The sequence below is a fragment of the Rubrilithobacter danxiaensis genome (assembly GCF_047272945.1).
Lineage (GTDB): Bacteria > Bacteroidota > Bacteroidia > Sphingobacteriales > Sphingobacteriaceae > Rubrolithibacter > Rubrolithibacter danxiaensis.
Genome location: NZ_JBKOPS010000002.1, coordinates 1 through 13,323, shown reverse-complemented (window position 1 = coordinate 13,323; position 13,323 = coordinate 1). Strand labels below are relative to the sequence as shown.

Annotated in this window: 10 protein-coding genes and 1 tRNA gene; 1 reads left to right on the top strand and 10 read right to left on the bottom strand. The window is 40.6% G+C overall.

The features are described from left to right. Nucleotides 1-8: 8 nt before the first annotated feature. From ACLCDL_RS02100 to ACLCDL_RS02070, 7 genes are all read right to left on the bottom strand, one after another. The gene (locus tag ACLCDL_RS02100; protein WP_423146370.1) at nt 9-1,538 is read right to left on the bottom strand and encodes a SusD/RagB family nutrient-binding outer membrane lipoprotein; all 1,530 of its coding nucleotides are present in this window, start codon (nt 1,536-1,538) and stop codon (nt 9-11) included. 17 nt (nt 1,539-1,555) lie between these two features. Then, nucleotides 1,556-5,068: a SusC/RagA family TonB-linked outer membrane protein gene (locus ACLCDL_RS02095; RefSeq protein WP_423146368.1), complete on the bottom strand. Its 3,513-nt coding sequence runs from the start codon at nt 5,066-5,068 to the stop codon at nt 1,556-1,558. A 196-nt stretch (nt 5,069-5,264) separates the two neighbouring features. Further along, nucleotides 5,265-6,269: a FecR family protein gene (locus ACLCDL_RS02090; protein ID WP_423146367.1), complete on the bottom strand. Its 1,005-nt coding sequence runs from the start codon at nt 6,267-6,269 to the stop codon at nt 5,265-5,267. Nucleotides 6,270-6,439: 170 nt separating this feature from the next. Then, the gene (locus ACLCDL_RS02085) at nt 6,440-7,018 is read right to left on the bottom strand and encodes an RNA polymerase sigma factor (protein ID WP_423146366.1); all 579 of its coding nucleotides are present in this window, start codon (nt 7,016-7,018) and stop codon (nt 6,440-6,442) included. A 55-nt stretch (nt 7,019-7,073) separates the two neighbouring features. After that, on the bottom strand, nt 7,074-7,736 hold the full coding sequence (locus ACLCDL_RS02080) for a bifunctional 4-hydroxy-2-oxoglutarate aldolase/2-dehydro-3-deoxy-phosphogluconate aldolase (RefSeq protein WP_423146365.1): 663 nt from the start codon (nt 7,734-7,736) through the stop codon (nt 7,074-7,076). Next, complete coding sequence (locus ACLCDL_RS02075; protein ID WP_423146364.1) at nt 7,726-8,748, bottom strand: PfkB family carbohydrate kinase; 1,023 nt, start codon at nt 8,746-8,748, stop codon at nt 7,726-7,728. Before ACLCDL_RS02075 ends, ACLCDL_RS02080 begins: the two co-directional genes overlap by 11 nt. Nucleotides 8,749-8,869: 121 nt before the next feature. Continuing rightward, complete coding sequence (locus tag ACLCDL_RS02070) at nt 8,870-9,799, bottom strand: 3-keto-disaccharide hydrolase (RefSeq protein WP_423146363.1); 930 nt, start codon at nt 9,797-9,799, stop codon at nt 8,870-8,872. Between the two features lie 583 nt (nt 9,800-10,382). Here ACLCDL_RS02070 and ACLCDL_RS02065 point away from each other — a divergent pair. Then, a complete protein-coding gene (locus ACLCDL_RS02065; protein ID WP_423146362.1) occupies nt 10,383-10,586 on the top strand; it encodes a hypothetical protein in 204 nt (67 codons plus the stop codon). Between the two features lie 17 nt (nt 10,587-10,603). Here the strand turns inward: ACLCDL_RS02065 and ACLCDL_RS02060 are convergent, their stop codons facing one another. The 3 genes from ACLCDL_RS02060 to ACLCDL_RS02050 all read right to left on the bottom strand — a co-directional run bounded on the left by ACLCDL_RS02060 (nt 10,604) and on the right by ACLCDL_RS02050 (nt 13,059). Next, nucleotides 10,604-12,445 (bottom strand): prenyltransferase/squalene oxidase repeat-containing protein, encoded by a 1,842-nt coding sequence (locus tag ACLCDL_RS02060; protein ID WP_423146361.1) that lies wholly within the window; start codon nt 12,443-12,445, stop codon nt 10,604-10,606. Then, nucleotides 12,442-12,783 carry an SET domain-containing protein gene (locus ACLCDL_RS02055; RefSeq protein ID WP_423146360.1) on the bottom strand — a complete coding sequence of 114 codons (342 nt, stop codon included), beginning with the start codon at nt 12,781-12,783 and terminating at the stop codon, nt 12,442-12,444. The genes ACLCDL_RS02060 and ACLCDL_RS02055 overlap by 4 nt, the downstream gene beginning before the upstream one ends. A 202-nt stretch (nt 12,784-12,985) precedes the next feature. Beyond that, nucleotides 12,986-13,059: transfer RNA gene (locus ACLCDL_RS02050), tRNA-Pro, on the bottom strand. Nucleotides 13,060-13,323: the final 264 nt, after the last annotated feature.

Here is a 13,323-nt window from a genome sequence, read left to right as displayed (position 1 = left end):
TTCAGCTATTATTCATCCCAGAATACGTGCACACCGAGGTCGTCGCCTCCCATGCGGGCAACAGCTTCGTTATAATTGGTGGTATTTACAGATTGTTCTCTGGCAGGATAAGTAAGCCTCCGTACAAAATCTCCTTTTACTGCCGGATCTGCAGACGGGTACGGATTTGGTGTTAAGGCAGGAAAACCGCTTCGGCGGAAGTTAGCCCAGGCTTCTGAACCGTTAAGGAAGGAAGCAATCCAATATTGCGTATTAATCTGTTCCAGTGCAGCAGCAGGATTAAAAGGATTTGCCTGAAGATACGCGTTTTGTGCATCGTCGGAAATTACAGCTGCGGCGTCAAACTGGGTTAACTGTGCCATGTGTGCTCTTACTCCCTCATTGTAAAAAGCGGCCGGATCTCCTGCTATCCATCCCCGCGACGCGGCTTCTGCTAACAGCAGCTGTGTTTGTGCATGAGTAATAAAAAACTCAGGAGCATCTATTTTACCAACGGTACTGCGGTTAATCTGGGAATAGTTGAAAGCAGCCCCGGTTTTACCCGGAAAGCCGGGTGCACTTGCAATGGTACTTTCATTGTAACCATAAGGCATTCCCTGCTGATCCTGCGGATCTGTATTTGCTGCACCGGCAGTTGCCAGGGGGTTTGCAGGCAATTCATATTTAACAGCGATGTATTGCAAGCGTGGATCATTGGTATTTTTCAGGTAATCAACAAAAGGAGCGCCGAGGTAAACGTTGCCACGTTCCGTTCCCTGAAACCAGGCACCGGTTGGATTGGTAAATGTTGAATTGAAGGCAACAAAAGCATTATCAGCATTTGAGGAAAACACGCCTCCGTTGGCCGGATCAACCGCAATTTTTACTATCTGCTCGGCTTTTGCCGGATCGATCTCTGTGTAACGCATCCCCGCACGTAACAACAGCGAGTTGCCGAGCTTTTTCCACTGTGCGATATCGCCCCTGTAAAAAATATCGCCCTGCTCGGTAGCTTTGCTGGCATCCAAGGCTTTGGTAGCTTCCTGGTATTCTTTCAGAATGTCTTCGTAAATCACCTTCTGGTCATCGTATTTTGGGAGGTTAATACCCTCTAAATATGCTTTTCCAGCCTCGGTGTAAGGCACATCGCCATAGGTATCAACTAAAACCTGGAACACATACGCCCTCCAGATACGGGCCATGTTATACAAGTTGCTTCGCCCGGGATTGTCTTTTGTTTGATTAATTACATCTTCCAGGTATTTTATAGGACCATTATACAGGGAATTGAAATTGGCAGAAGTATTGGGATCGTACACGATGTTGTGATTACCGCCTTCCAATACCCCTGTAAAAGGAGTGTTGATCTGCTGAACGATTTCCGACTGATAAAAGTAGGTGCCGATAGCGGAACTGAATTGTGCATTTGAAAAAAGATAAACAGGATCGAGCGTACTTGGAAGCACCGGATTTACATTCACTTCTTCAAAATTTTTATCACAACTGCTTATGCCGATAAGCATACAGGCCGACAGCATAATTCTATATATGTATTTCATAAAAATCGATTTAAGGTTTACAATTTAACATTGAGGTTTAAACCGTACACTCTGGTTGTTGGAAGTGTATGCGTTTCAATTCCCTGCAGGTTATCTGAAACTGAAACCTGCGCTTCAGGATCGAGATTGTCGATGTACTTTTTAATCATCAGTACATTATTTACCGTTGCCGAAAGCGTGAGGCCTTTTATGAAAGACTTATTGACGTACCGGGAAAGATCGTAGCCCACAGTTAACGAGCGCCATCTTATAAAGCTGCCGTTATACATAAATGGTGTTGCAATACCGGTGGTGCGATATACCGTATAAAATGCTTCCGCTTCAACAGCAGTTGTATTCGGTGTACCATCGGCGTTGACGCCCGGAAATACTACTCCCCCTTCCCGGCCAGCTAAGGAAGCTTTCGATAGCCCTTCACGCAAAAAGTTCATGTTTGAGTTCGACATGATCTTATACCCTGCTTTAAAATCGATCTGTGTGGAAATACTTAATTTTTTGTAATTAAAATTATTGATCCAGCCGCCGGTCCATTTGGGAATAGCGCTGCCGAAAGTGGTAAGACTGCCCTGCAGCGGCAAACCTCCTGAAGTAATAATGCGGCCCTGATCGTCTCTCCTGTAATCGAATCCCCGAAGAGAAGCTAAAGGCATTCCTACTTCGTGTGATACGGTACCGAAAAACTCTCCTGTTCCAACATCTACCCGTGCCTGGTTATTTGCCAACTGAAGCACTTCGCTTTTGTTGTATGTGCCGTTAAATGCGGATTCCCATCGGATATCATTTTTTAATACCGGAACAACGCTTAGCAGCATTTCAACACCCTGGTTTCTGAGCTTACCAACATTTACTTTAGTTTGCGTATAACCAGACGCATTTGAAATATCTACATTCAGAATTTCGTTAACCGTATTTTTGCGATACACAGCCACATCAATGTTCAGGCGGCTGTTAAACATTCGCATTTCCAAACCCGCTTCTGCTTCCTTTATCGTTAAGGGTTTCAGGTTTGGATTTGGAGCAATGGCTGTTGACTGCGAGCCAAGTGCTACTCCGTTAAACGTATTGGCGTTAAGCGAATAATAAAGGTTGTTTGTGTATGGATCCGTTCCTCCGCCCACTTCGGCATAAGCGGCCCGTAGTTTTCCGTAGCTTAACCAATGAGGCACTTTGAAAGCATCGCTAAAAACAAAACTGGAACTTACAGAAGGGTACAGATAATTGTTAGATTTTGGATTAAGAGAGGAAAACCAGTCGTTCCTGCCGGTAACAGTTAAGTACAGAAAGTTTTTGTATGAAAAGTCCGCAGATCCGTACAATGAATTTATCCGATTTTCGAGGTAAGAATACTGCGGGTTTTTAACCTGGGCATTCATAATAGTGTACAGATCGCGTACATAAAAATTGGTAGCCGCATTGCTGTTATTGGTAGTTACCTGTTTCATCTGGTTCCCGCCCAGAGTGACATCTATTCCGAACTTGCCGAAATTGTGTTTGGCTCCAATCAGGAAATCCATGTTACGTTCACGGAATGTAGTAATATCCTGGTAATAGTAGCCGTTAAACCCGGTACTTGCCGCAGCTAAAGAACGGGTTCCGGTAGGGCGGTTATAATCGTACGGACGGGTAAAGTAATCCTGCCCGAAGCGGCCCTGTGCATAAAGCCAGTCGTTAAACTGATAACGCAAGGAAACATTGCCAAAGATGCGGTCGCGGCGAACATTTTCAAACCTGTCGTAAGCTACCCAATACGGATTGTTACGATTGGTAAATCGTGATAAAGGCATTTCATTTCCATTTTCATCTTTCCGGTTTTTAAGCCAGTCGGCATCAATACTGGTAGCCATCGTATAAATGGTTGTATTGGCGCTCATATCCTGAATTCCGATCTGAGGCGGATTTTTATTATACTCGTTTGAATAGTTGGCGTTAACCTGGGTGGAAAGTTTTTTAGTCAGGTTATAATTCAAGCCCAGATTCAAAACTTTCCGGTGGTAAGCCGAATTCGGCATGATACTTTTCGCATCGGTATTGGCAAAAGATAAGCGGAAATTTCCGTTCGTATTTCCTCCGGATACGCTGATCGAATTGGTAGCATTTATGCCTGTGCGATAAAAATCTGCGATCCGGTTTTTGTAAGGGACATAGGCTTGGGTAGAGCCGTCAAACTGTGGAGTGGGTTTTCCGTCGAACCGTTCACCAAAACTGAATACGCCCGAACTTTGAGCTTCGGCTACGGTTGTTGGCCTCAGGCCGTATTCGCCCTGGCCATATTCATATTGAAAATCAGTAAAATCAAGTGCGGTTTCCGTTTGAAAATTCGAATTATACTCAATGCCGATACCCGTAGTTCCGCGTCCGCTTTTTGTTGTGATGATGATAGCGCCGTCTTTTGCCCTTGACCCGTAAAGTGCGGCCGCAGCGGCACCTTTCAAAACGGTCATTGATTCTATATCATCGGGATTGATACTCTGCAATCCATCGCCGGCATCCGAAGAGCCACCGGTTGGATTTCCGGTGCCGTTTCCGTTAGCTCCACCGGCAGAAATACTTGAATTATTAATAGGCACTCCGTTTACTACAATTAAGGGAGAATTATTCCCGCCAAAAGAAGATTGTCCGCGGATACGGATCTTGGAAGAGGATCCGGGACCGGCTGCAGGAGCTGATACGTTTAAACCCGCTACTTTACCTACCAGGCTGTTTCCAACGTTAGTGGATCTGTTTACGGTTAACTGATCGGTATTTACTGAAGTAGCTGAATAACCCAGTCTTTTTGCTTCTCTTTTTATTCCCAGTGCCGTTACTACTACTTCGTTTAGTGCTTTCGATTCTTCTTTCAGCACCACATCAATCGTTGTACGACCCTGTACCGCTACTTCCATCGAATTAAACCCGATGTACGTAAAAACAAGCGTCCCGTCATCCGGAACACTGATGCTGTATCTTCCGTCGGCATCTGTACTTGTACCGGCAGAAGAACCTTTGACTTTAACGCTTACACCGGCAAGGGGCACCCCTTTGGTGTCGGTAACACGCCCTTTTACAACAGCATTTATTTCCTGTTCATCCGTATTTACCAAATCGGGGAAATTTAAATATCCCTGCCTGGATGAATCAGTCATAGAAATGAGTATCTGGTTATCCACTTGGCGGAACCGAAGGGAGGTATGCAATAAAATACGTTTAAGAACTTCGGCTACCGATTTTTTATTTGCAGAAATTGTTAGGTTTTGCACATGTTTTACGTCTTCTTTCCGATACATAAAATGAAAAGGAGTTTGTTTTTCAATTTTATGGAAAGCGTCTGTCAGGGAGCCATTTTTCAACTCCACAGAAATTTTAACCTGGTCAATAGCCTGGCTTTTTACGGCGGTTGCAGAAAGTAACTGAATGGATGTAGTTAAGATAAAAAATGAAACTATACCAATCCGCATAAGTTGTTTAATGGTTGAGTTTTCAATGTGGAGTTTAACCGCTTGCGGAATCTTAATAATAGCCCGCTGTTCTGCAAAAAATACAGAATAATTCATACTTTTGAATTGGTTTTAAGTGAACAAATACCCTGTAAAGGGTTGAATTAAAACTCAGTTCAGAAACGATGGCAGTCGTGCCTGAACACGCCCTGGACATTTGTACAAGCAAATTTTCAGGGTTTTTTTATTGAAAAACCGTCTTATTTATTTTTCATATAACAGCCGCTTAAAAGACAAATACTTAACATTCATATTAATGGGTTTTTATTGGTTTTGCGGGTCGGGTACTTTTAATAATGACCAGAGCTTTCTGCTTATCGTAGAAATAAGACGCTCCGTTAAATTCACAAATGCTTTTCAGGATATGTTCGAGGCTTTCGTCTCTGTTAAATGTGGCGGTAAAGCGTTTTGAATTACTGAAGTTATCTTTAAGCCGGATGGCTACTGCGAACTTGTTTTGAAGAAGTGCTGCTGCTTCGGCTACTGTAATATCGTCGAAAATTAAGTTTAATCCTTTCCAGTTCGTGTAACCGGCAGCATCCACATTTTTCTTCGAAGAAACAGCTTTAAACCTGTTGTACTTTATCTGCTGGTCCGGAGTAATTATTCCCTGCATTTTATGCTGATCGCTCACTTTAACTTTTCCACGGCTAACAGTTACCGTTATATCCCGTTCCCACGAAAAAGCTTCTACACTAAATGCCGTTCCGAGTACGGTAGTCTGTACCTTTCCGGTATGTACCACAAATGGTTTGGACGGATTGTGCGAAATATCAAAAAATGCTCCCCCATCCAGGTTCACCTCTCTTTTTGAGGAAGATGTAAAAGAAGAAGGATATTGAAGTTTACTCCCCGAGCTTAAAATCACCGTGCTCCCATCAGGGAGATGGATAATCTGGTCGCCTTTCTGAAAATTGGAAACTGTAACAGGAGTTAAAGCTTCATCCTTGCGCACATTTAAAAAATACAACCCAACAGTACAGATGGCAACCAAAACTGCTGCAACTGCTGTTCTGACAAGTATGGTTTTTATAGCACGGATCTTTTTATACGACTGTTCTTCCTCGGAAATTGTATTCCAGATGGAATCCTGCAGTTGCTTTTTAAGCTCCTCTTTCTTTTCATCAGTAAGTAAAGCAGTAACATCCGGCTCATTTTGAAACAGGTTATAATAACTTATTAAAAAACTCTGCTCTTCGCTGGTAGCTTTTCCTTTAAGATATTTATGCAGCAACACAAGGAAATACTGTTTGTCCATGAAATGATTTAATAAGTTTATAATAAATCCTGCCAGAAAAAATCAAAAACAGAATCAGGTTTTAAGGTAATTTGGTTTAATTGGTTATAGAGATGACCCGGAAATAAACGAAAGTCCCATCGGGGATGAAAATTTTTTTATTTTTCAGGATGAGTTTGGAGAACGGATTCTCAGACAATCAAAGCAATCAGTAAAGTTAATAAGTGGAAGAGGGATATCCGCAATTGCTCGATAGCCTTTCCAAGCTGGTTCTGCACAGTTTTTCTCGAAAGGCCCAATTGCAGGGCAATATCTTTGGTAGAAAGGTTTTCCTGGAACCGGAGCCGAAAAATCACCTGTCTTTTTTCGGGAAGCGAATTCAAAAGTGCTTCGTATGATTTAAAAAACTCTTTCCACAGCACATCAGCATCTGCCTGAAGGTAGGTTGAAGGCATGTTTTCCAGAATCTCAAAAAAAGGATGTTTAAGTTTTTGCTTATCCAGCACCTTGAAAACTTTATTACGAACGGCAATATTCAGGTAAGCCGGCAAGTTTTCAATATGTGTACTGTCCTTTTTCAGCCAGATGTGAGTGAAAACTTCCTGCACTATATCTTTCGCGGCGTCGTAGTCTTTCAGTCGCTTATAGGCGTCTGAATAGGTGCGTTCCCAGTATTTTTCGTACAATAAATTGAATGCCTGCTTATCACCGCATTCCATTTGCTGCAACAGCCATGCATCGTTCAATGTATGTACTTTAACTTCGGGCATGAATTGGTTAGGTATATTTCAAAACTAATAATTAGTTTAAACTAATCAAAAGTCGTTATTCTCGTTCGCTTTTTACAAGTTGAAGCGCCTTTGCAGTTAAACTAAGTAAAGAATCGTATGATTTATTTTCCAGTACGTCTTTGCTAATCAGCTTGCTCCCCATCCCAACAGCGCAAACGCCGGATTTAAACCAGTTCCTGATATTTTCCCTTTCAATTTCAACTCCGCCTGTGGGCATAAATAACTGGCCGGGAAATAATTCTTTTACAGAAGATACAAAAGCAGGGCCGAGGATATTGGCAGGAAAGATCTTAACCAAAGCTGCATTATTTTGCTGTGCTGAGAAGATTTCAGTGGGGGTCATACAACCGGGAATCCATAACATACCTGCCTCATGTACAATAGTGGCAACCGCCGGATTTACGATAGGAGAAACAATAAAATCGGCATCCGCCTTTAAAAAAGCGTTCGCATCTTCCACCGTTTTAACAGTTCCAATACCGATATGAAGATCAGGATGAGACGCTTTCAACTGATTCTTTAAAAAAGTAAAATTCTCTAATGCTTCAGGTCCTCTGTTGGTAAACTCCAGTGTTCTTACGCCTGCACTGTAAAGTGTTTTTACCGTTTCCAGGCATACTTCAACATCCGGATGGAAAAACAAAGGCAACAAGCCCTGAGTACGGATTGCTGTTAATGTGTTTTGCTTATTCTGCATACTTTCTTTTTGTTTCTAAGATTTCTTCCACAGTATTAGTAGTAGCATCGGCATTTATAAAAAGTTTGTTGAAAGCCGCGGCTGTAGCAAACTCCAGAATTTCTTTGACTGGCTGTTGATTATAAAAGCCATAAATAATTCCGGCCATAAAACAATCGCCGCTTCCTACTTTATCTACAATAGACTCTGCAATATATTCAGTCGAGCAGATCAATTCTTTGTTCTGGTAAAGTGTAGTATAATACCGTATGCCCTGGCCCTGGTCAAAACGAAAGGTATTTGCTACGGCAGTACAGGCTGCAAATTGATTACTGATTGCTTCGGAAGAAATCCGGGAGTGACGAACCAGAAAATCTTTACCGGAATCTGTACTCAGGTCCTGATCCAGGGGAATTCCAAGCATCCTATGCTCAGCCCAGATGTTTCCCATAATAATATTGCAGTAGTTTGCCAGTTCCGGCATTATTTCTGAAGGCGCTTTTCCGTACTTCCAAAGCTTTTCCCGGTAATTCAAATCCAGGGAAATAGTAATATTTTTTTCTGCCGCATTTCTTACTGCTTCCAGGCACACATCAGCAACCTGCTGGTTTATTGCCGGGCAAATTGCGCTGAAATGAAACCAGGAAACACCTTCAAATGCTTTATCCCAGTCAATATCCCCCGGATTGAGTTCACTGAAAGAAGATCCCTTTCTATCGTAAATAACTGCCGCATTTTTCAGATCTTTTCCTTTAGTAAGATAATAAAGTCCAAGGCGGTCTCCGCGATGCAATATATTCCCTGTTTGAATGTTCTTCTTATCCAGGTATGCTTCAATCTGCTGTGTAACAGAATTATCAGGAACGGCAGTTAAAAATTCGGACGGAACTCCCCACAATGCAAGGGCCGTTGCTACATTGAGTTCGGCACCGCCAACGAAAAAAGGCAGCAGGTTTTCATTTAACCATTCGCCATTTGCATCAGGAGTAATTCGCAGAAGTAATTCGCCAAAAGAAAGAACTTTACCAGGCATATAAATGAAAAGATTTAAAACAGGTCAGGTTCCAAATTTATATTTTTAATCCATTTATATACTGTCGCTGGCAGAATTTTAGCAGTATGTTACAATAAAAGCCGGAAACAGGTAACATACCTTAATCGAAATACGCTTTATATTGTTGCGGAAACTCATCTATGTTTTTGATAAGAATATCTTTAAAATACACTTCAGAACCTTCGCTCTGCAACTGTATCTTACCCTTAACAAGTGGCTTTGGCTGGCCGTTTTCTACATAACGGGAATTTTGCAACACCATAACCACCTGCCCGTTTACAATGTGCAGGCTCTTGCCTTCGAAACATAACAGTTCCACACTGGTCCATTCACCGTCGGGACTTTCATGATTTTCGCTTCGCAGGCAAAAACCATCCTGGCTTCCTGTGCCAAAAGGTAGAAAAGGCTGTTTTATATTAGCGATATTGTTCATTTTACCTTCAGAAAGATAAGCACGAATATCAATTGCCGAATTGGCGATGTTCCAGTAATCGCCGGTATGACCTTCCATAATTTGAAATTCCTGTGATAGCATCCAGGAGCGCCAGTAATCTACCCCGCTTTCTCCTACTGAATGATATAGTATTCCTGAATCATTTAATTTTCCTATACGCGGCCCGTATTTTTTATTTCCAAATTTCACCTTGAGCTTTAAATGGTAATTGCTGTACTCATTTTTGGTAAATGCACAACCATATATTTCTCCGCTAATTTTTAGTACGGGTTCGCCTTGTTCTTCTAGTACAGTAAAAACATTTTTTTCATTTTTGTTGTACCCCACAGGAGTTAGCTCTTCTCCTTTTTCATTTAGCGGTTTCTGGCCTTTATACGTTTTTTCGTGAGCGAAACTGAGGTATGTGCCCCATTGCGATAGGTTTTTATCAAGCAATTTAATCCAAGGGTCTTTGGTAACAGTTGAGGAATCTGATGGAATTGTAACCAATATTTCAGAACCGTATGTAAACATCGGCGAAGCTGAAACGAAACCTAAAGTCGCTGTAACTACTAATCGTTTAAAAAAATTTGCCATTGTATTATCTGAATTTTCTCTATATGTTATAGGATGATCCCAGACAAAAGTATTAGCCGGCAAAACAGAAGTTTTTGTAAAAATTCAATAAACTTTGGTAGTTCAAAGCGTAGTTTGGAGCAGATACGTTTATTAAACCAGGCAACAGAATAGAAGTAATTACAGATACTATTAGGGAATAAAAAAAGGATCACACGAAGTAATCCTGTCACAGGCTTAAGTAAGGTCAGAGTACAAATGTAACAAATATGTTAAAAATCAATTCAATTGCTAATAAATTTTTTAATTAAAAAGTAAAGTCTGATATTTAATTGTCCTCCCAAAGGACAAGTTTTTCATAGGTAGATGTAGGGTTAGGCAGTAGTCTAACCCTTTTTTATTGTTAGAATTTTAAGGGAGGATATTTGAATAAGTTAAAAAGATTTCGTGGCGAAGTAAGGCGGGGGGTAAGATGCACGGACGAGTGAATCAATAACATCTCAATCATCTTGAATCGGAATTTCTTGCGGACGGTTATCAAGTTAATTTTTTATAATTGTTAATTCCATTCAACATTTAACCGAATTAGTTTTTATAGGAACACATGTCAACACAGTCTGCACTAAAGCTAATACAAATATTAAGGCAAAACAAGAGTGCTATTAAATCACTTATGACTCTGCAAGATATTGCTGAATTATCTGAAGAATATCAGTTGCCGTGTACAGAAGAAGAACTTCGAATTGCTTTTTGCGCTGATTGGAAAATGCGCTGGTTAAAATTTTGTAATCAAGATTCGGAGAAATAAAAATTGCTAATTTTTATTTAATGAAGCATTTTATTTATTCTATCTAATGTAGTTAGTACTGTAATACTTGTAAATATTCCATTTTGGTCGGTAAGAGTCCAATTATTAGTTGCTTCGTCCGGTTTTATTGTACCTGGCATAGGGACCCGTAAACACGCAGAGGGCATCCAAGCACCATTTTCTTGTTGAGACTCTAACAGATATGTCAAACCTTTATCAATTGCTTCTCGAACTGCTTTTACTTCTGGGGATAATAACAAGATACGTAGTAGCAATGAAATATTGAAAGAAGAAGAAACCGGAGACCCTAAAGATGTCTGAAGTCGTCCTAATGCCCAATCTGTTGCTTTTCTAATTTCGTTTTTATTGCATGAGGGGTCTAAAGCCATAGCTTCAGTCGCAAGAGCGGTAGCGTATTCATCAGTAGTCCACCAATATGATGGCACTGAACCATCTAGGCGCTGATTTTCAAGAATTGAATACAATGCATGTTTATTGCCAGATAAAGCATATGCCGCTGTAACACATAAGTGTAGACTTTGCCAACCATCGAAAGAGGCATCTTCGTCAAGTTTAGTATTTGCTCGAATTTTATCTTCCTCAATATAGGTAGTTACTCCACCCTGGGGTAGGAGATACAACTCGCTATGATCATATATCTTTACATCATCAGTTTTAAATATACGAGTTAAGAGGAGATAAGCCCAAAGAGAGCTGTCAGCGTCTGCTGGTGTCAAAACATTATATCCCCATCCTAAACCCGGCCGATATCTTGCTTTCAAAATTTCCCCTGCTCTTTTAAGTGAATTATTTATACGAGGGTCATCAAAAAACGAAAGATAGTATCCTGTATAAGCTGTTACCCATTCATCACTTTTCCCGGGAGGTAACTGGAAGTCGATCCAGAAACCGGACTGTTGCTGGGAACTAAGTATAAAGTTAAGTCCCCTCTCAATAGCTTCATCAGGGTTTCTTGCAAAAGTTTGCTTTTGTGGGGTTTTTACTGCTTTTCTTGTAGGATTTATTTTTAACCATAAGTTGCCATATCCCAGATATGATTTTAATTCGGGTGTTTTTGATGGCTCAATACTTATTTTCAGATGTGATACCTTTCGTTTAAGACAGGTAAATTCATTTTCAGGCCTCTCAAGTGATTTAATCCACAATTGTTCCGGCCACTTTGCCGAAAGGCTGGGAAAAATTTCTTTTTCCCATGAAAGAAAGGCTTCTGCTTTCTCTTTTAAACATACATCTTGTTTAACAAGTTCGTTTAAGAAAAATTCCCAACGTGTTTCCATAGCAGGTTGGTCATCCCAAAAACATTCAAAACCTACCTTCGGCAAGACTGATTCTCCAAGATCTATACAAAGCCTAATCTTGTCAGAAAGGCTATACGTAAAAGTAATCCAATAATCTAACTCCGCAGTTACACCTGGATATCCTATATCTTTTAGAAATTGGATTACCTGATGATAATACAGGTTCTTGATATTGATTCGTATACCCTTTACTTGCCTCGAAAAATGTATTCCTGCAAAAAAAATAGATGCATTCTGGGGACAAGATTCAAAGCAACGTTGGAGAACCGGATAAAAGGGCTGTTCTTTCCCAAGGGTATCATGGAGAACTCTTATCAGAAAATCATTTGTCTTGTGTAATTTTTGATCACCTAACGCGAAGAACAAGAGGGGAACTCTGCGTGCACCAGGGAGGATATCCATCTCAAAAAATATTTCTTCAATATGCTCGCGGTATCCGGCAGAATGGCTAATCCATTTATTGAAAAATCCAAGAAGTGCGTTCCATTCATCATTGTTTTCTATCGACTGAATCTGTAACCACTCGGACAAATTAATCAAGTCATCCTTAATCCTAAAGCTATATATTGGCGTAATCCATGTTGTCTACATTTATCGCAGGAGCATGATTTATCAGCCCAAATATAATCTCGCAAGACAGGATCATGAGTGTACTTTGATCGGAACTTCAAAGCCAGAAGTCTAGCCTCTTCGATCAATTCTCCAACTTCTATTGTTTCTTTTGCAAAAACTCCATACCCATGTACGGACGATTCTTTCAATTCAATCTTTATGGAGGGTCCCTGTACATTTTGAAGTACGTTTATTTTTGTTTCACATAAAGACGGCAAAATTTTATCGCCTTTATGAATAATGTCGGGAGAGGTATTCATTTTCATCTAATTACCCTTAAATATTTTCCAATAATGGCACTCTTTACAAATTTCAGCTAATCATTCATTGTCTCTTGATAGGTGATTAGAAATTTGATGTTTGGGAAAATAAAGGTAATAAAAACAATTGCAGTAGAACAAAACAAAACCCTCAAAATAGAGCTGCGTTTTGGGTTTTGAGTTTACTAGTATTATTTAAACTAAATTGTCGGGATGGCCGGATTTGAACCGACGACCTCCAGCACCCCATGCTGGCGCGATACCGGGCTACGCTACATCCCGAAAATAATGCTGCGATTTTAGGCATTTTTTCTGCTAAAATCAAGTTTAAATAAATACTGTTCATAAAAAAAGCGGATGATGTTACAGTGCCCCCAAAAAGTTAGACACTTTCTGGGGGCATTTTTATGATAAAGAAAAAGAAGCACAGTTTTGAATTTAAGCTGCACTGTGTAAAGGCAATGTCGGAACAATACCGTTCTGCAAAATCGTTGTCTAAGGAATACGGAATTACCCATTCCCTGTTTGAAGATTGGTTTAGGGTAT

What these genes read in the sequence shown, in the direction of transcription:
- ACLCDL_RS02095 (WP_423146368.1), bottom strand. Translation starts at nt 5,068, where the DNA reads ATGAATTATTCTGTATTTTTTGCAGAACAGCGGGCTATTATTAAGATT.
- ACLCDL_RS02100 (WP_423146370.1), bottom strand. Translation starts at nt 1,538, where the DNA reads ATGAAATACATATATAGAATTATGCTGTCGGCCTGTATGCTTATCGGC.
- ACLCDL_RS02055 (WP_423146360.1), bottom strand. Translation starts at nt 12,783, where the DNA reads ATGAAAATGAATACCTCTCCCGACATTATTCATAAAGGCGATAAAATT.
- ACLCDL_RS02080 (WP_423146365.1), bottom strand. Translation starts at nt 7,736, where the DNA reads ATGCAGAATAAGCAAAACACATTAACAGCAATCCGTACTCAGGGCTTG.
- ACLCDL_RS02070 (WP_423146363.1), bottom strand. Translation starts at nt 9,799, where the DNA reads ATGGCAAATTTTTTTAAACGATTAGTAGTTACAGCGACTTTAGGTTTC.
- ACLCDL_RS02085 (WP_423146366.1), bottom strand. Translation starts at nt 7,018, where the DNA reads ATGCCCGAAGTTAAAGTACATACATTGAACGATGCATGGCTGTTGCAG.
- ACLCDL_RS02090 (WP_423146367.1), bottom strand. Translation starts at nt 6,269, where the DNA reads ATGGACAAACAGTATTTCCTTGTGTTGCTGCATAAATATCTTAAAGGA.
- ACLCDL_RS02065 (WP_423146362.1), top strand. Translation starts at nt 10,383, where the DNA reads ATGTCAACACAGTCTGCACTAAAGCTAATACAAATATTAAGGCAAAAC.
- ACLCDL_RS02075 (WP_423146364.1), bottom strand. Translation starts at nt 8,748, where the DNA reads ATGCCTGGTAAAGTTCTTTCTTTTGGCGAATTACTTCTGCGAATTACT.